The organism is Acidovorax facilis (assembly GCF_050626955.1).
GTDB lineage: Bacteria > Pseudomonadota > Gammaproteobacteria > Burkholderiales > Burkholderiaceae_C > Acidovorax > Acidovorax facilis.
Window position 1 is genome coordinate 3,684,296 of the sequence record NZ_CP192460.1, and the last position, 15,759, is coordinate 3,700,054.

Annotated in this window: 17 protein-coding genes; 12 read left to right on the top strand and 5 right to left on the bottom strand. The window is 65.9% G+C overall.

Annotated features, from left to right (window positions below; all coding sequences use genetic code 11):
• Positions 1-128: 128 nt before the first annotated feature.
• From ACQ4MJ_RS16860 to ACQ4MJ_RS16870, 3 genes are all read right to left on the bottom strand, one after another.
• Entirely contained in the window at positions 129-1,109 is a 981-nt protein-coding gene (locus ACQ4MJ_RS16860; RefSeq protein ID WP_121422333.1) for an ABC transporter permease, read from the bottom strand.
• Between the two features lie 152 nt (positions 1,110-1,261).
• Complete coding sequence (locus ACQ4MJ_RS16865; RefSeq protein WP_121507525.1) at positions 1,262-2,842, bottom strand: ABC transporter substrate-binding protein; 1,581 nt, start codon at positions 2,840-2,842, stop codon at positions 1,262-1,264.
• A gap of 361 nt (positions 2,843-3,203) precedes the next feature.
• Positions 3,204-4,256, bottom strand: coding sequence for a porin (locus tag ACQ4MJ_RS16870; RefSeq protein WP_121422331.1), 1,053 nt, complete (start codon positions 4,254-4,256; stop codon positions 3,204-3,206).
• A gap of 315 nt (positions 4,257-4,571) precedes the next feature.
• Here ACQ4MJ_RS16870 and coq7 point away from each other — a divergent pair, with 315 nt between their 5' ends.
• Entirely contained in the window at positions 4,572-5,189 is a 618-nt protein-coding gene (coq7, locus tag ACQ4MJ_RS16875) for a 2-polyprenyl-3-methyl-6-methoxy-1,4-benzoquinone monooxygenase (RefSeq protein WP_055398536.1), read from the top strand.
• 189 nt (positions 5,190-5,378) lie between these two features.
• Here the strand turns inward: coq7 and ACQ4MJ_RS16880 are convergent, their stop codons facing one another.
• Positions 5,379-5,828 carry an OsmC family protein gene (locus tag ACQ4MJ_RS16880; RefSeq protein WP_055398537.1) on the bottom strand — a complete coding sequence of 150 codons (450 nt, stop codon included), beginning with the start codon at positions 5,826-5,828 and terminating at the stop codon, positions 5,379-5,381.
• A gap of 356 nt (positions 5,829-6,184) precedes the next feature.
• On the opposite strand from ACQ4MJ_RS16880, the gene ilvA reads away from it, so the two are divergent.
• From ilvA to ACQ4MJ_RS16895, 3 genes are all read left to right on the top strand, one after another.
• Complete coding sequence (ilvA, locus tag ACQ4MJ_RS16885; protein WP_431151900.1) at positions 6,185-7,747, top strand: threonine ammonia-lyase, biosynthetic; 1,563 nt, start codon at positions 6,185-6,187, stop codon at positions 7,745-7,747.
• An 83-nt stretch (positions 7,748-7,830) separates the two neighbouring features.
• A complete protein-coding gene (gene cobS, locus ACQ4MJ_RS16890) occupies positions 7,831-8,637 on the top strand; it encodes an adenosylcobinamide-GDP ribazoletransferase (RefSeq protein WP_431151899.1) in 807 nt (268 codons plus the stop codon).
• Complete coding sequence (locus tag ACQ4MJ_RS16895) at positions 8,628-9,209, top strand: histidine phosphatase family protein (protein ID WP_431153055.1); 582 nt, start codon at positions 8,628-8,630, stop codon at positions 9,207-9,209. Before cobS ends, ACQ4MJ_RS16895 begins: the two co-directional genes overlap by 10 nt.
• Before the next feature lie 31 nt (positions 9,210-9,240).
• Here the strand turns inward: ACQ4MJ_RS16895 and ACQ4MJ_RS16900 are convergent, their stop codons facing one another.
• Positions 9,241-9,696: a type II secretion system protein N gene (locus ACQ4MJ_RS16900; RefSeq protein ID WP_055398539.1), complete on the bottom strand. Its 456-nt coding sequence runs from the start codon at positions 9,694-9,696 to the stop codon at positions 9,241-9,243.
• Between the two features lie 48 nt (positions 9,697-9,744).
• On the opposite strand from ACQ4MJ_RS16900, the gene gspG reads away from it, so the two are divergent.
• The 8 genes from gspG to gspN all read left to right on the top strand — a co-directional run bounded on the left by gspG (position 9,745) and on the right by gspN (position 15,757).
• A complete protein-coding gene (gspG, locus tag ACQ4MJ_RS16905; RefSeq protein ID WP_370109541.1) occupies positions 9,745-10,209 on the top strand; it encodes a type II secretion system major pseudopilin GspG in 465 nt (154 codons plus the stop codon).
• A gap of 31 nt (positions 10,210-10,240) precedes the next feature.
• Positions 10,241-10,756 (top strand): prepilin-type N-terminal cleavage/methylation domain-containing protein, encoded by a 516-nt coding sequence (locus tag ACQ4MJ_RS16910; RefSeq protein ID WP_431151898.1) that lies wholly within the window; start codon positions 10,241-10,243, stop codon positions 10,754-10,756.
• Entirely contained in the window at positions 10,753-11,139 is a 387-nt protein-coding gene (gene gspI, locus ACQ4MJ_RS16915) for a type II secretion system minor pseudopilin GspI (protein ID WP_121507530.1), read from the top strand. The genes ACQ4MJ_RS16910 and gspI overlap by 4 nt, the downstream gene beginning before the upstream one ends.
• Positions 11,140-11,143: 4 nt before the next feature.
• A complete protein-coding gene (locus ACQ4MJ_RS16920; protein ID WP_431151897.1) occupies positions 11,144-11,899 on the top strand; it encodes a PulJ/GspJ family protein in 756 nt (251 codons plus the stop codon).
• A gap of 128 nt (positions 11,900-12,027) precedes the next feature.
• Positions 12,028-13,014: a type II secretion system minor pseudopilin GspK gene (gspK, locus tag ACQ4MJ_RS16925; RefSeq protein WP_431151896.1), complete on the top strand. Its 987-nt coding sequence runs from the start codon at positions 12,028-12,030 to the stop codon at positions 13,012-13,014.
• Between the two features lie 82 nt (positions 13,015-13,096).
• Entirely contained in the window at positions 13,097-14,365 is a 1,269-nt protein-coding gene (gene gspL / locus ACQ4MJ_RS16930; protein WP_431151895.1) for a type II secretion system protein GspL, read from the top strand.
• Entirely contained in the window at positions 14,362-14,919 is a 558-nt protein-coding gene (gspM, locus tag ACQ4MJ_RS16935) for a type II secretion system protein GspM (RefSeq protein WP_055398546.1), read from the top strand. The genes gspL and gspM overlap by 4 nt, the downstream gene beginning before the upstream one ends.
• Before the next feature lie 28 nt (positions 14,920-14,947).
• Positions 14,948-15,757 carry a type II secretion system protein N gene (gene gspN / locus ACQ4MJ_RS16940; RefSeq protein ID WP_121507533.1) on the top strand — a complete coding sequence of 270 codons (810 nt, stop codon included), beginning with the start codon at positions 14,948-14,950 and terminating at the stop codon, positions 15,755-15,757.
• The last annotated feature ends 2 nt before the right edge of the window (positions 15,758-15,759 follow it).

The window sequence follows — 15,759 nt, forward strand, 5'->3', positions numbered from 1 at the left end:
GTGCAGCGCCAGCAGCCGGCAAAACCGGCGCGGCACAGGCCAGCGCTCCCGCGCAAGGGCCGCCCCGCCGCGCTGGGAGCGTCCCCCCTTTGGGGGGATGGCGCGAAGCGACTCAAGGGGGAGTTCATTCAATGCCCTCCTGCCTTGCCTACGCGCAGGCGAGGATCGACCGCAAAATACAACAGGTCCACCACCAGATTGATTACCACAAAGATCAAGGCAATCAAGCACAGGTAGGCGGCCATCACCGGAATGTCGGCAAAGGTCACGGCCTGGATGAACAGCAGGCCCATGCCGGGCCACTGGAACACGGTCTCGGTGATGATGGCGAAGGCAATCAGACCACCCAGCTGCAGGCCGGTGATGGTCATCACGGGCACCAGCGTGTTCTTGAGCGCATGGCCGAAGTGAATGGCGCGATTGGACAGGCCCCGGGCGCGTGCGAACTTGATGTAGTCGGTGCGCAGCACCTCCAGCATTTCTGCGCGCACCAGCCGCATGATCAGCGTGAGCTGGAAAATCGCCAGCGTGATGGCAGGCAGCGTGATGTGGTGCCAGCCCTTGGCCTTGAGCAGGCCCGTGCTCCACCATCCCATCTGTACCACTTCACCGCGCCCGAAGCTGGGGAACCAGCCCAGGGTGACAGCGAACACCAGGATCAGCAGGATGCCGATCAGGAACGTTGGCAGCGACACGCCCAGCAGTGAGATGGTCATGAACAGCTGGCTTGTGAAGGTGCCGCGCTTGAGGGCTGCATACACGCCCATGGGCACGCCAATGACCAGGGCCAGGAAAGCAGCCACCAAAGCCAGCTCCAGTGTGGCGGGAAAGCGCTCTGCAATCAGTCGCGAAACCTTGGCACCCTGGCGCAGGCTCAGGCCGAATTCGCCCTGGGCTGCGTTGACCAAAAAATGCCAGAACTGCACGAAAAAGGGCTTGTCCAGACCGAGCGAGGCGCGCAGTTCGCGGATCTGCTCGGGGGTGGCGTCCTGGCCCAGCAGGAACACCACAGGGTCTCCCACGTACTGGAACAGCATGAAGGAGATGAAGGCCACCGTGACCATGACAATCACAGCCTGTATCAGGCGGCGCAATATAAAGGCGAGCATCGGAGAGTCGATTGAGTGTTCGATGGGAACGCCACAGCCACTTTTGATGGCAGGGCGCTGGCAGGCAATAAGCGGTCGTCAAACCGGACCAGAAAACAAAACAAAGAAAGCAAGGGCCTCGGGGCCCTTGCTCTCAGTGTGTCAGGCACCGGTCAATTCACCTTGACGGTGCGCATGTCCACGCGGTTATCCGCGCGGTGAACCAGTTCAATGTTCTTCTTCACGGCCCATGGGATCACCTGGTCATGCAGAGGAATGTGGGACACGGTGTCGTTGGACAGTTGCAGCGCTTCCGTCAGCATGCGGGCGCGCACCGGTGCATCGGTTTCTGCCTTGATGCGGTCCACCAGATAGTCCATGCGCTGGTTGCTGTAGCGGCCCACGTTGTAGTTGCCGTCACCACCTTGGCCCACAGTGCGGACCAGCGATTGCAGGCTGTACAGCGCATCGAAGGTCGGCACACCCCAGCCCAGCATGTAGATGCTGGCTTCGTAGCGCTGAATCATCGGGAAGTAATTGACCAGGGGCAGCGTGCGCAGCTTGGCCTTTACGCCCACGCGCGACCACATGGCGGTCACGGCCTGGCAGATGGCTTCGTCATTGATGTAGCGGTTGTTGGGGCAGGCAAAGTCCACCTCAAAACCATCGGGGTAACCGGCCTCGGCCAGCAACTTCTTGGAGGCTTCAACGCTATAGGGGAACCGCTTGCCAACGGCCTCGGTATAACCCGCCACCTGTGGGGCCACGATGGTGCCCGTGGGCTTGCCCAGGCCACGCATGATGTTGCGGGAAATGGTTTCTGCGTCAATCGCCTGGTACAGGGCCTTGCGCACGCGCACGTCCTTGAGCGGATTTTTGCCCTTGATGTTCGAGCCTGGCAGTTCGTCGCGGAACTGGTCCATGCCCAGGAAGATGGTGCGGTTCTCAATGCCGTCAATCACCTTGAGGTCGGGGCTGGCGCGCAAGCGGCCCAGATCCTGGGGAGTGGGGTCGAGCACCATGTCCACTTCGCCCGACAGCAGGGCTGCAATGCGTGTGGCAGCAGACTTGATCGGGGTGTAGACGATTTCGGTCACGTTCCCGTCCATCTTGCCCCACCAGTTGGGGTTGCGCTTGAACACCATCTTCACATCAGGCTGCCACGATTCCAGCGTGTAAGGACCGGTGCCCATGGCATTGCGGTGGGCAAAGTTTTCGTCGGTGCCCTTGATGTCTTTGGGCTCGACCGACTTGTTCTTTTCCGCCCAGGCCTTGCTCATCATGCGCAGTTCGGTCATCTGGCGCAGCAGCACAGGGTTGGGAGCGGTCAGGATGACGTCGATGGTTTGCGCATCCACCTTGTTGATCTTGCTGATTCCCTGGATGTAGGGGGTGAAATTCGATGTCTTGGCCATCGCGCGCTGCAGCGAATACACCGCATCGTCGGCGGTGAAGGCCGAACCATCATGGAACTTCACCCCTTGGCGCAGCGTGAAACGCACCTGCGTGGGGCTGATTTCTTTCCAGGCCGTTGCCAGCACGGGCTCTACGTCAAAGGTCTTGCTGTTGTAGTAAACCAGGCTTTCATACACATTCGCATGGATGCCATTCTGGAGCGCGTTGTTCTGGGAATGGATATCCCAGGTCGCGATTTCCCCCTGGCTAGCCCATTTGAAGGGCTTGGCATGCAGGGCTGGCGCCACAAGCAGTGCAGCAGCCGCAGCCACCGACAAAAGACTGTATTTGAGTTTCATGGAACCCTCTTGAATAAAAGTTTTACTATGCAGTAAAGGTTGCTCTATAGCCAACGGGAAATCCCTGAATCCCGGGCACTACGAAGGGCCTCTAAGGGCTGATTTTGTAGGGAAGCAGCACGCAAGGATGGTGCCAAGAATCTGCACCAAAGCAAACAAGAGGAAGAAACCTCGGAGACAGGCCGAAGGACGCCATTGCCCGACATCATCCGACCGATCCGTAGGGCGGATGTACCCGGAGTTACATACAGGAAGTCCGCACAACCAACCACCAAGCACAAATCAGCAGACAAAAAAAAGCCGCCCGAAGGCGGCTTTTTTAGCTTTGATACCGGTAACTGGCCAGAAGCCAGTCTCGATATTAGAAGCTGTGACGGATACCGAAGTCGTAGCCGTTGGAGTTGTCGCCAGCAGCAGTCACGGAACCGTTCAGGGACTGAGCAGCGCCGTTCTTGTTGCTCACGTGAGCGTACGTTGCGTACAGAGCCGTGCGCTTGGACAGGTTGTGCACGTAGCCCAGAGCGATCTTGTTCGAACGTGGGTCAGCACCAACTTGGTCGATCTTGTAGGTGGAGTAAGCCAGACGGATTTCACCAGCGCCCACGGGCACCAGACCACCGATCAGGAAGCCCTTGCCTTCAGCGCCGCCCTTGACGTCGTCTTGGTTGTAGTGAGCCATGATCTTGGCCACGCCCAGGTCGTATTGACCGCCCAGGTTCACAGCCTTGATGTTGCCCGACAGGAACTTGGTGTCAGAGAAAGCCAGAGCCACGTTGATGGGGCCATTGGCGTAACCAGCGCGCAGAGCCAGGCCGTTGCCGTCCTTCTTGTTGGCTGCGTTGCTCAGGTTTTCACCCATGTAGTACTGGGCTTGGCCGTAGAAACCGCCCAGGTTGCCAGGCAGGAAGTAGCCGATGGAGTTCGAAGCGCGCACGGTGGTTGGGCCACCCAGGCTGGAGTTCAGGGTTTGGGTCGTGCCAACACCGTTCGTGCCGAACGGATCGAACACGGTCAGGTTCCAGAATTGGGGCGTGTAGTCACGGCCCAGACGCACTTCACCGAAGCCGCCGTTCAGGCTGACGGTCGAACGACGGTTGAAGGTCAAGCCGCCACCGCCGGTGACGCCGCTTGCGCCTTGGTTGTTGGTGCTGGTGGTGCCACCGGAACCGTTGTCGTTGTTCACGCCAGCTTCGAGCCAGAACGAAGCGGACATGCCGCCACCCAGATCTTCAACACCGCGGAAGCCCAGACGGCTGCTGTTGTAGCCGGAGTTCGTCAGTTGGGACTTGTTGGCGACGCTGCCGGAACCGTATGCGTAGGTAGCGTCAACGATACCGAACAGGGTTACGGACGATTGAGCCATTGCAGCGCCGGAAGCAGCCAGCACAGCCAGGGCAATCAGGGATTTTTTCATTGCGAGTTACTCCAAGGTTAAACATCGGGCTCCGGTACGGGGGGTCTATGGTGAAAGCACCTGCACAGTCCCGCCGGTTCCCCGGGCCAACCTCCTGGTGGGGAAGTTGCTCTTATTGCACCAGACCCGGCCAGGTTTCGCAAAGGAATTCACCCACAATCGACCCGAAAGGGAAAAATCGTTGCAGTGTTGCAACATTTCCATGAACCTCGGCAAAATCGATCTGCTGCGCCTTGTAGCAGCTCCTGCCAGCGCCTGAGATTTGTATCCAAGTGAAAATTGTGTTTCTGCGCTCTTGCCAAACTGAAAGCCTCCATGGACTCTTTGCTTATTGCGGCTGACACCGCACTGCGCACACTTTTTGCAACACCCCGGGCATCGGAGCCCACGCCGGCGCGCGGCATGGACGAAGGAGCACTCGACCCCACCCAGAAGAAGCTGGCGGGGGCGCTGATGCGTGTCAACCACGTGGGCGAAGTCTGCGCACAAGCCCTGTACACCGCGCAGGCAGCCATCACGCGCGACCCCGCGCTTCAAGCCCATCTGCTGGAGGCCGCCCGCGAAGAAACAGACCATCTCGCCTGGACCCAGCAGCGCCTGGACGCGCTGGGCGCCCGGCCCAGCCTGCTGAACCCCCTGTGGTTTGCGGGCGCCTTCGCGCTGGGGCTGGTCGCCGCCAAGGTCAGCGACCGGGCAAGTCTGGGTTTTGTGGCGGAAACGGAAAACCAGGTGGCGGCGCACCTTCAAAGCCACCTCGCACGGCTTCCCACACAAGACCTGCCCTCGCGGGCCGTGGTGGCCCGTATGAAGGACGACGAGGAGCGCCATGCCGCCCAGGCACGGGCATCCGGAGCGCTGGAACTGCCGCCCCCCGCCCGGGCGGCGATGAAGGTAGCCGCCAAGGTGATGACCACCACCGCGCACTACCTCTGAGCACTGGCCGCACTGCGCACGCACTGACCGCTTGCGCCAGGGTGCATCGCGCGCGACGACCTCAAAAACTGGCGCAGCCCAAGCCAGCAGACGCCGTGGAACTGGCCTTCCCAGGCCACCGGGTGCGTCCCCCTCCCGCACAGCGAGAGAGGGGGAAGGCGCCGCAGGCGACTCAGGGGGAGGTCTACCTCATGCCTCGACCACTTCAAACCCGGTGGTGATCTCCGCCGTCTTGCCCAGCATGATGCTGGCCGAGCAGTATTTGTCATGGCTCATGGCGATCGCGCGCTCTACCGCAGCGGGCGGGATACCCTTGCCGGTCACGGTGAAATGCATATGGATCTTGGTGAACACCTTGGGGTCCGTCTGGGCGCGTTCGGTGGTCAGCTTGACACTGCAGCCGCGCACATCGTGGCGGCCCCGCTTGAGGATGAGCACCACGTCGTAGGCCGTGCAGCCGCCTGTGCCGGCCAGCACTGTCTCCATGGGCCGGGGCGCCAGGTTCAGCCCGCCGTTGGCCGGATTGGCGGCATCGGGCGCGCCATCCATCGTTAAAACATGGCCGCTGCCGGTCTCGGCCACAAAGCCCATGCCAGAACGGGTTCCTGTGCCTCCGGTCCAGCTGACTGTGCATTCCATGGTGTATCTCCTTTTTGGTGCGTGGTTTTTTTCGCACGGAATGGCCCGGCGAAATAAAAATTTGGTGTTGATTTTGCTGCAATGCAACAAGACTCGCGCTAAACTTCCACCAAGCGCTGCTTTTTCTGGATGGAAAAGGCAGATGGCAAGAAGCCCGGTTTTCGGCACTTGTCCCGCACCGATTGTCTCCTCCATCTCCTCAAAGGATGGATTAGCCCCAGGCCTCACGGCTTGGGGCTTTTTTTTGGCTGAACTGGCCTCGATAGCTTCCCTCAGCGGCGCATCGCCCCCCAAAAAACCGACCCCCTATGATGTGGACCCCCGCCGCTGCCCCGTGGCGGCCCACCTGCCCTGCCATGACCCAGCACCTCACCCCCGCCGACTACCTGAAAAAAATCCTGACCGCCCGCGTGTACGACGTGGCGGTGGAGTCGGCGCTGGAGCCCGCCAAGAACCTCAGCCGCCGCCTGCACAACAAAGTGCTGCTCAAGCGCGAAGACCAGCAGCCCGTGTTCAGCTTCAAGCTGCGGGGTGCCTACAACAAGATGGCGCACCTCACGCCCGAGCAGTTGGCACGCGGGGTGATCTGCGCCTCGGCCGGCAACCACGCGCAAGGCGTGGCCATGAGCGCCCACAAGCTGGGCACGCGCGCCGTCATCGTGATGCCCACCACCACGCCGCAGCTCAAGATCGACGCCGTGAAGACGCTGGGCGGCGAGGTCGTGCTGTTTGGCGAGAGCTATTCCGATGCCTACGGCCATTCGGTGAAGCTGGAGAAGGAACAGGGCCTGACCTTCGTGCACCCGTTCGACGACCCGGACGTCATTGCCGGCCAGGGCACCATCGCCATGGAGGTCCTGCGCCAGCTGCAAAGCCTGGGCAGCAACCAGCTCGACGCCGTGTTTGTGGCCATTGGCGGCGGCGGGCTCATCTCGGGCGTGGCCAACTACATCAAGGCCGTGCGGCCCGAGATCAAGGTGATCGGCGTGCAGATGAACGACTCGGACGCCATGATCCAGTCCGTCAACGCACATGAGCGCGTGACGCTGGCCGACGTGGGTTTGTTCTCGGACGGCACCGCCGTCAAGCTGGTGGGCGAGGAGACCTTCCGCATCGCCCACAGCGGCCTGGTGGACGAATTCATCACGGTGGACACCGACGCCGTCTGCGCCGCCATCAAGGACATCTTTGTGGATACGCGCAGCATCGTCGAACCCGCAGGGGCTCTCGCCGTGGCGGCCATCAAGCAGTACGTTGCTGAAAAGAAAACCAAGGGCGAAACCTATGCCGCCATCCTGTGCGGCGCCAACATGAACTTCGACCGCCTGCGTTTTGTGGCCGAGCGCGCCGAAGTGGGCGAGGAGCGCGAGGCGCTTCTGGCCGTCACCATCCCCGAAGAACGCGGCAGCTTCCGCCGCTTTTGCGAGGTGGTGGGCGGCCTGCCGGGTGGCCCGCGCAACGTGACCGAGTTCAACTACCGCATCAGCGATGCCGCCCAGGCCCATGTGTTCGTGGGCATCACCACCAATGGCAAGGGCGAGTCGGAGAAAATCGCCAAGAACTTCGGCCGCCACGGCTTCGAGGCACTGGACCTGACCCACGACGAACTGGCCAAGGAGCATCTGCGCCACTTGGTGGGCGGGCATTCGGCGCTCGCGCAGGACGAGCGCCTGATGCGCTTCACCTTCCCCGAGCGGCCCGGCGCGCTGCTCAAGTTTTTGAGCCTGATGCAGCCGACCTGGAACATCAGCCTGTTCCACTACCGCAACCAGGGCGCCGACTATGGCCGCATCCTCGTGGGCATGCAGGTGCCGCCCGAAGACGCCGCCACGTTCGACGCCTTCCTGGCCACGCTGGGCTATCCGTATGTGGAAGAGACGCTGAACCCGGCCTACCGGCTGTTCCTGCGATCCAAGTAACCAAAATATGGGCCAAATTGGCCTCCAGCGCTTATCCATCAAGCGCTGGCAGCTATCAAATCTGACATAGCCCTAGCCAAACCATGCAAGCCCTGCGCCACTATCTGCTGGCCGTGCAGTTTTTCACCCGCATCCCGGTCACTGGTCGGCTGGCAGACTGGGTCGGCTACAGCCCCGCCATGCTGCGGGCCAGCGCGGCGCACTTTCCGGGCATTGGCTGGCTGGCCGCGCTGCTGTCCACGGGCATCTATGCCGCATTGCACTGGGCCCTGGCGCCCAACCCGCTGGCCCCGGCCGTGGCTGCCGTGTTCTGCACCATCGCCACGGTGCTGATGACCGGCGGCTTTCACGAGGATGGGCTTGCCGATGTGGCCGATGGCCTGGGCGGCAGCGCCGATCGCGAGCGGGCACTCGACATCATGAAGGACTCGCGCATCGGCGCCTTCGGGGCCATGGCGCTGGTGCTGGCGCTGCTGGCCAAGCTCAGCCTGCTGGCGCTGCTGGGGGCCCACAGCCTGCTGGCTGCCGTGGCCGCGCTGGTGGGGGCGCATGTGCTGTCGCGTTTCTGGCCGCTGCTCATCGTGCGCAGCCTGCCGCATGTGGGCGACACCGCCCGGTCCAAAAGCAAGCCGCTGGCCGACCAGATTTCGGGCGGCGCGCTGCTGGCGGCATTTTTGTGGTGTTTTGTGCCGCTAGCGCTTGTCTATCAAGCGCAATCAGCTATTTATTTTATAGCGTCTATACTCTGCAGCGCCCTTGCCGCCGCCTGGATGGCCCGCTGGTTCGCGCGCAGGCTGCAGGGTTTTACCGGCGACTGCCTGGGTGCCACGCAGCAGGTCAGCGAAATCGGCTTTTACCTGGGCGCGGCGCTGGCCTTGCGCTGGATGTGACCGGCGCCCCCCCCAAAACTCGCCTTTGGCTGGTGCGCCACGCCCAGCCGCTGGTGGCTCCCGGCACCTGCTATGGGGCGCTGGACATCCCCGCCGACCCCGCCGCCACGCGCGCTGCCGCAGAACACCTGGCCGCCGCGCTGCCACCCCAGTCGCGGGTGATTCACTCCACCCTGCAAAGATGCGAGCAGCTTGCGCTAGAGCTTCAAGCGCTGCGGCCCGATTTGGTATCAAAACCCGACGCCCGCCTGCGCGAAATGGACTTTGGCAGCTGGGAGGGGCAGGCCTGGGAGTCCATTGCCCGCAGCGACATCGACGCCTGGACGGCCGCCTTCGCGAGCTACCGCCCTGGCCTGGGGGAAAACCTGGCAGCGGTGCTGGCCCGCGTGGCGGCTGCGCTGCAGGACCACGGCCCCGGGGCCACACAGGATGTGGTGTGGATCACCCACGCCGGGGTCATCCGCAGCGTGGCGTGGCTGAGGGCGCACGGCAACGGCGTGCTGCCGCGCTCGGAAGAATGGCCCGTAGCCGCGCCGGGCTGGGGCGAGTGGGAGAGGACCGAACTGGGATAGGAGCCGGAGCCCCCCGCCCCGGCATCAAGCATCAACGCTTGAGCGGCATGTCCAGCGTCAGCGTGGCAGGGCCATCAGCATCGCGCCCCAGTTGCGCCTGGCGTGGGCCCAGCGCCTGCAGCACCAGCCCTTCATCCACCGCGGCGCCCACGCGGAACGGCTTGGCGGGTTTGCCATCCACCGCGATCAGCGCGGCGCCGCCCCCGCTGTTGCGACCCGAGAGCACCCCGATCAGTGCGAAGCGGCTGGCCAGTGTTGCCACCGGGGCGGCTGCGACCACCCCCGGGGCAGCGGGCGCAGCCCCCAGCAGCCGGGCCAGAGCCTGCGCATCGGGCGCCACGGGGGGTGGCAGCACCACGGGCGCAGCCGCTCCGGCCGCAGGGGCCGACAGGCGCAGCCCCCAAAAAACCACGCTGGCGCCTGCGGCGGCCCATAGCGCCAGAGTCCCCAGGCGGACGCCCCATTTGCTGTACGTATTGGTCACCATGCGGGGATTATGATTCACGCGATTCGACCATCCCAGAGACCGCCAGCAGTGAACACTTCTTTCCCCCTCCTCTTGCGCTCCGCCCGCCACCGCCTGGCCACGAACGTGGCCCGTGGCTTCACCCTCATCGAGCTGATGGTGGTGCTCGTCATCATCGGCGTGCTGGCCGCCCTCATCGTGCCCAATGTGCTGGAACGCGCCGACGACGCCCGCGTGACCGCTGCCCGCACCGACATCACCAACATCATGCAGGCGCTCAAGCTGTACCGCCTGGACAACCAGCGCTACCCCACGGCCGAGCAAGGCCTGCAATCGCTGATCGTCAAGCCCAGCTCGGGCCCCGTGCCCAACAACTGGAAGCTGTACCTCGAAAAACTGCCCAACGACCCCTGGGGCCGTCCGTACCAGTACCTGAACCCTGGCATCAAGGGCGAGATCGACGTGATGTCGTTCGGCGCCGATGGGCAGTCGGGCGGTGAAGGCAAGGATGCTGATATTGGCAGTTGGCAATGACGACCGGCTCTTCGCGACAGACCCCTGCTCCATGAAGCTGGCGCTCCCTCGGCCAGGGATGTCGTGGAACTGGCTTCGCCAGGCCATCGGCATCTCCCCCCCGAAGGGAAGCCGCGCGGCGGCTCAGGGGGGCTTCACCCTCCTTGAGTTGCTGGTGGTCATCAGCATCATTGCCCTGGCCACCGCCGGTGTGAGCATCGCCATGCGCGACAGCGGGCAGACGCTGGTCGAGCGCGAGGCAGCCCGGCTGGCGGCGTTACTGGAATCTGCGCGTGCGCAGTCGCGCGCCGGGGGAATGCCCGTGCGCTGGCGTGCCGATGCCGGAGGGTTCCGGTTCGAGGGCCTGCCGCCCAGCGCACTGGCGGCGATGCCCGGCCAGTGGCTGGATGCGGGCACCACGGTGCGCGCGCCCACGCTGCTGGTGCTGGGGCCAGAGCCCCTCATTGGCCCCCAGCAGGTGCTGATCACCCACCAGTCCTATCCCGAGCGCACGCTGCGCATTTCCACCGACGGGGTGCGCCCCTTCACCGTCGAGACCGTCCAATGAAGTCCACCCTGCCCCCCCACCGCCGTTGCAGGCAGCAGCGCGGCTTCACGCTGGTGGAGGTGCTGGTGGCGCTCAGCATCGTGGCTATTGCACTGATGGCAGGGCTGCAGGCCACCACGGCGCTCACGCGCAACGCGCTGCGCCAGTCAGACATCGTGCTGGCCCAGTTGTGCGCCGAGAACGAACTGGTCTATGCGCGCCTGTCGCGCCAGATGCCCAGCGTGGGCGACAGCCAGGTCACCTGCGAACAGGCCGGGCGCCAGCTCACCGTGGCCCTGATCGTGCGGCCCACGCCCAACCCGAGCTTTCGCCGGATGGACGCGCAGGTGCTGGATGGCGACAACTCGATCCTGCGCATCTCGACCATCATCGGAAGGTATTGACCAGATGTCCCCCCTGAGTCGCTTCGCGCCTTTCCCCCATGGGGGGGACGCACCCGGTGGCCTGGCAGAGCCAGTTCCACGGGTGCACTGGCCTCGCGCCGCGCCGGTTTTGAAAGGCGCGCGCGGCTTCACGCTGGTGGAGCTGCTGCTGGCCATTGCGGTGATGAGCCTGCTGGCCATCCTGAGCTGGCGGGGGCTGGATGGGATGGTGCGGGCGCAGGAGATCACGCGCCAGCGGGCCGACGAGATGCTGGTGCTGCAGTCTGCCCTGGGCCAGTGGGGCACGGACCTGGATGCACTGCTGCCCATTGCCAACACCACGCCGCTCGACTGGGACGGCCAGGTGCTGCGTTTGACGCGGCGCACCAGCGCAGTGCCCGACGAGGGCGCCCTGGTGGTGGCCTGGACGCGCCGGGGCGGCCAGGGTGTGGGCCAGTGGATGCGCTGGCAGTCGCCCCCGGTGCGCACGCGCGCCGAATGGCAGGAGGCGTGGCAGCTGGCCGCGCAGTGGGCGCGCAGCCCGGGCGACGCCGAGCGGCGCCATGAGATGACGCTGCTGCCGCTGGAGGACTGGCAGATCTTCTATTACCGGGGCGGTGCGTGGTCCAACCCGCTGTCCAGTAGTGGCACCACCCCGGTGGGCACCTCGGCCATCCCCGACGGCGTGCGCCTGCAGATCACCCTGCCGCCCGGCCAGGCCCTGGTGGGGCGGCTCACACGCGATTGGGTGAACCCCGTGCTGGGTGGGGGTCGGACATGATCAGCCCCCCCCTGAGCGGCTGCGCCGCCTCCCCCCAAGGAGACGCCACCGGTGGCCTGGCAAGGCCAGCTCCACGGTGGCACGGGCTTGGGCCGCGCCAGTTTCACAGCGCTCCAGGGGGACGCCACATGGGGCCGCGCCCGGTCCGCAGGGAACGCGGTGCGGCGCTGCTGCTGGCCATGCTCACGGTCACCCTCGTGGCAACCTTTGCAGCGGCGTCCATGTGGCAGCAATGGCGCGCGGTCGAGGTCGAGACGGCCGAGCGCGGCCGCGTGCAGTCCACCTGGATTCTGGTCGGCGCGCTCGACTGGTCGCGCCTGATCCTGCGCGAAGACGGGCGCTCGGGCGGTGCGGACCACCTGGCCGAGCCCTGGGCCGTGCCGCTGCAGGAGGCACGGCTGTCCACCTTTCTCGCGGCCGACAAGAACGTCAGCCAGGTGGACGACGCCACCACCGACACCACCGAGGCCTTTTTGTCGGGGCAGATCTCGGACATGCAGGGCCGCATGAATCTGACCAACCTAGTCGACAACGGCAATGTTCAGACCTTGGCACTGCGGCAGTTCACGCGGCTGTTCGAGCGCCTGGGCCTGCCGCTGCAGGAGCTGAGCCTGCTCACCGACGCCCTGCGGCGCGCGCAGGCCACCACCGGCACCGACAGCACGAACGCCCCGCTGCTGCCCCCCACCATGTCGCAACTGGGCTGGCTGGGCCTGGCGCCCACCACCGTGGCCCGCCTGGCGCCCCACGTGACGCTGCTGCCCGTGCGCGCGCCGGTCAACCTCAACACCGCCGACATCGACGTGCTGCTGGCCGCCATCGACGGCCTGGACATGGCCAGCGCCCAAAAGATGCTGCAGGCCCGCGAGGCCCGGCATTTCCGCACGCTCAGCGAGGTGCGCGACCTGCTGGGTGCCAGCATCGACATCAATGAAGGCGCCCATGCCGTGGCCTCTTCGTACTTTGAGGTGCGCGGCCGCCTGCGCCTGGGCGATGCCATGGTGGACGAGCGATCCCTGGTGCGCAAACAGGGCATCGAGGTCACCACACTGTGGCGCGAACGGGGTGCTTTTGACCGCGAAACCGCCCCGGGCGCTCGGGAGGCGCAGCGCTGAAATCTGACACATCTGCAACACATCCGCAGGTTCGGCCCGCACTGTCAAGCCCGCCCCCTAAAATGGCCCGCAAAACCTGTCCATGAGCACCCTCATCCTTTTCCTGCCGCCGGCCCGTCCGGGGCCGGCCACCGAGTACAGCTACACGCTGACGGCGGACGGCCACACTGCCCTTCGCCACGCCACTGCCCCGGCCGCGCTGCTGCCCGAACCCACGCGCCCCGGCGGCGAAGTGGTGGCCGTGGTACCCGCCCGGGCGCTGTCCTGGCAACGGGTGCAACTGCCGCCCGGCCTGGCACTGGGCGCGGGCCAGCAGACACCGCGCCTGCGATCGGTGCTGGAGGGTCTGCTTGAAGACCGCCTGCTCGACGACGCATCACAGCTGCACTTTGCCATCCAGCCGGATGCCAATCCCGGAGAACCCGTGTGGGTGGCGGTGTGCGACCGCACCTGGCTGCGCGACAACCTGCAGGCCCTGGAAGCCGCTGGTCGCCGCGTGTCGCGTGTCGTGCCTGAATTCGCCCCCGGCCCCACCCAAAGTGGCCGCCCCGAGCTGTGCGCCCTGGGCACCCCCGAAGACGCCTGCGTGGTGCTGACTGGGCAGGGCGCCGAACACGGCGTGGCCGTGTTGCCCCTGTCCATTGCCTCCGTGATGCTGGCCCGTGCCGGGCTCCCCCAGGATACGGCCACGGACGGAGACGATGCGCCCGTGGTGCGCGCCGAGCCTGCGGTCGCGGCCCTGGCAGAGCGCACGCTGGGCCAGCGCGTGGCTCTGCACACGGCCAGCCAGCGGGCGCTGGACGCCGCGCGCGGCGACTGGGATCTGGCCCAGTTCGATCTGGCCAGCACCGGCCGCACCCGGGCGCTGCGCAAGGCGGGCAGCCTGGCCAGCGCACTGCTGAACGCCCCGCAGTGGCGCGCAGCGCGCTGGGGCGCAGCACTGCTGGTGGTGGCGCATCTGGTGGGTCTCAATGCCTGGGCCTGGCAGGAGCGCAAGGCGCTGGCCGCCAAACAGGCGGCCGTGCGGTCCACGCTGACCCAGACTTTCCCCAAGGTGCAGGTGGTGGTGGATGCCCCGGTGCAGATGGAGCGCGAGCTGGCCCAGCTGCGGCAGGCGGCCGGCGCCGTTTCGGCCCGCGACCTGGAGCCCCTGCTTGCCGCCGCCGGAGCCTCCCTCCCCAGCGGCCGCCAGCCCACGGGCATCGAATACGCCCCCGGCGAGCTGCGCCTGCGCGGCGTCACGCTGGCCCCCGATGAAGAAACCGTGCTCTCGGCCCGCCTGCAGGCTGCGGGCTACCGGGCCCGGCTGGACGACGGCAGCCTGCTGCTGCGCGCTGAAGGCACACCATGACTGTCATCACCTCTCCCGCCCTGCGCGCCCGCTGGCAGGCCCTGGCCCCCCGGGAGCAGACCCTGGTCCTGGCCGCAGGTGGCCTCGTCGCGTTTGCCCTGCTGTGGTGGCTGGCCGTGGCCCCGGCCCTGTCCACGTTGCGCGCCGCACCCGCGCGCCATGCCGAGCTGGACTCACAGCTGCAGCGCATGCAAGGCCTGCGCGCCGAAGCGCAGCAGCTGCAGTCGGCCCCGCGCAACACGCGCGGCGATTCCGTCGGTGCGCTGCGTACCGCGCTCACACAGCGCCTGGGCAATACGGCCCAGCTCAATGTGGTGGGAGACCGCGCCACGGTCACGCTCAAAGGCGCTCCCGCCGATGCGCTGGCCCAATGGCTGGCCCAGGCACGCAGCAACGCCCGCGCCGCCCCGGTGGAGGCGCGCTTGACGCGCAGCGCCGCCCCTGCAGGCTCCGCACCCAACGCCCCGGCACCGGTCAAACTGGGCAACGCGGCCACGGCGATGCCACGTTGGGACGGCACTCTGGTGCTGGCCCTGCCGCCTGCCCAGCCCTGAATCAGCCCCCGCACAGACACTCTCTCCCGTGGCCACCTCCTCACGACACCGAAAACCCGTACCCCGCACTCCCCGCAGCGCATGGGGCTGGGCGCTGGTCGGCGCTGTGGCGGGCGTAGTGCCTGCCGTGGTGGCGTTTGCACCCGCGCACTGGCTGGCACAAAGTGTCGCCAGCGCAACGGGCGGACAGGTACAGTTGCTGCAGGCACGCGGTACGGTCTGGACAGGTTCGGCCCAACTGGTGCTGACGGGGGGCTCGGCCAGCCAGGACAGCGCCGCCCTGCCCAGCCGCCTGGACTGGCGCATCCGCCCCGGCTGGGGTGGCTTGCACGCGCAACTGAATGCCAGCTGCTGCACCCCTACACCCCTGCGACTGCAGGCGAGTGCCGGCTGGTCCGGTACGCGCCTGACCATCATCGACGGCGAGAGCCTGTGGCCGGCCTCCGTGCTGACCGGGCTGGGCACGCCCTGGAACACGCTGCAGCCCCAGGGCCAGCTGGCGCTGCAGACCCGTGGCTTCACCATGCGCTGGAGTGCCGGACGCATGTCCCTGGCAGGCCAGGTGCAGCTGGATGCACGGGCCATGTCGTCCCGCCTGTCCACCCTGCGCCCCATGGGCAGCTACCGGCTGGCGGTGCAGGGCGGCGAGGCGCCCACGCTCACGCTGAGCACGCTGGACGGTCACCTGCAGCTCAACGGCACCGGCCAGTGGGTGGGCAACCGCCTGCGCTTTGCGGGCGAGGCCAGCGCCACCCCCGAGCGCGAAGCCGCCCTGTCGAATCTTCTGAACATCATTGGACGACGCAACGGCGCGCGCTCCATCATCACCGTGGGTTGAAC

Coding starts and splice junctions, on each gene's coding strand:
- gspK (WP_431151896.1), top strand. CDS start 12,028: ATGGGGCCGCGCCCGGTCCGCAGGGAACGCGGTGCGGCGCTGCTGCTG.
- ACQ4MJ_RS16910 (WP_431151898.1), top strand. CDS start 10,241: ATGAAGCTGGCGCTCCCTCGGCCAGGGATGTCGTGGAACTGGCTTCGC.
- coq7 (WP_055398536.1), top strand. CDS start 4,572: ATGGACTCTTTGCTTATTGCGGCTGACACCGCACTGCGCACACTTTTT.
- ACQ4MJ_RS16920 (WP_431151897.1), top strand. CDS start 11,144: ATGTCCCCCCTGAGTCGCTTCGCGCCTTTCCCCCATGGGGGGGACGCA.
- ilvA (WP_431151900.1), top strand. CDS start 6,185: ATGACCCAGCACCTCACCCCCGCCGACTACCTGAAAAAAATCCTGACC.
- gspL (WP_431151895.1), top strand. CDS start 13,097: ATGAGCACCCTCATCCTTTTCCTGCCGCCGGCCCGTCCGGGGCCGGCC.
- ACQ4MJ_RS16860 (WP_121422333.1), bottom strand. CDS start 1,109: ATGCTCGCCTTTATATTGCGCCGCCTGATACAGGCTGTGATTGTCATG.
- cobS (WP_431151899.1), top strand. CDS start 7,831: ATGCAAGCCCTGCGCCACTATCTGCTGGCCGTGCAGTTTTTCACCCGC.
- ACQ4MJ_RS16865 (WP_121507525.1), bottom strand. CDS start 2,842: ATGAAACTCAAATACAGTCTTTTGTCGGTGGCTGCGGCTGCTGCACTG.
- ACQ4MJ_RS16870 (WP_121422331.1), bottom strand. CDS start 4,256: ATGAAAAAATCCCTGATTGCCCTGGCTGTGCTGGCTGCTTCCGGCGCT.
- gspM (WP_055398546.1), top strand. CDS start 14,362: ATGACTGTCATCACCTCTCCCGCCCTGCGCGCCCGCTGGCAGGCCCTG.
- ACQ4MJ_RS16900 (WP_055398539.1), bottom strand. CDS start 9,696: ATGGTGACCAATACGTACAGCAAATGGGGCGTCCGCCTGGGGACTCTG.
- gspI (WP_121507530.1), top strand. CDS start 10,753: ATGAAGTCCACCCTGCCCCCCCACCGCCGTTGCAGGCAGCAGCGCGGC.
- ACQ4MJ_RS16880 (WP_055398537.1), bottom strand. CDS start 5,828: ATGGAATGCACAGTCAGCTGGACCGGAGGCACAGGAACCCGTTCTGGC.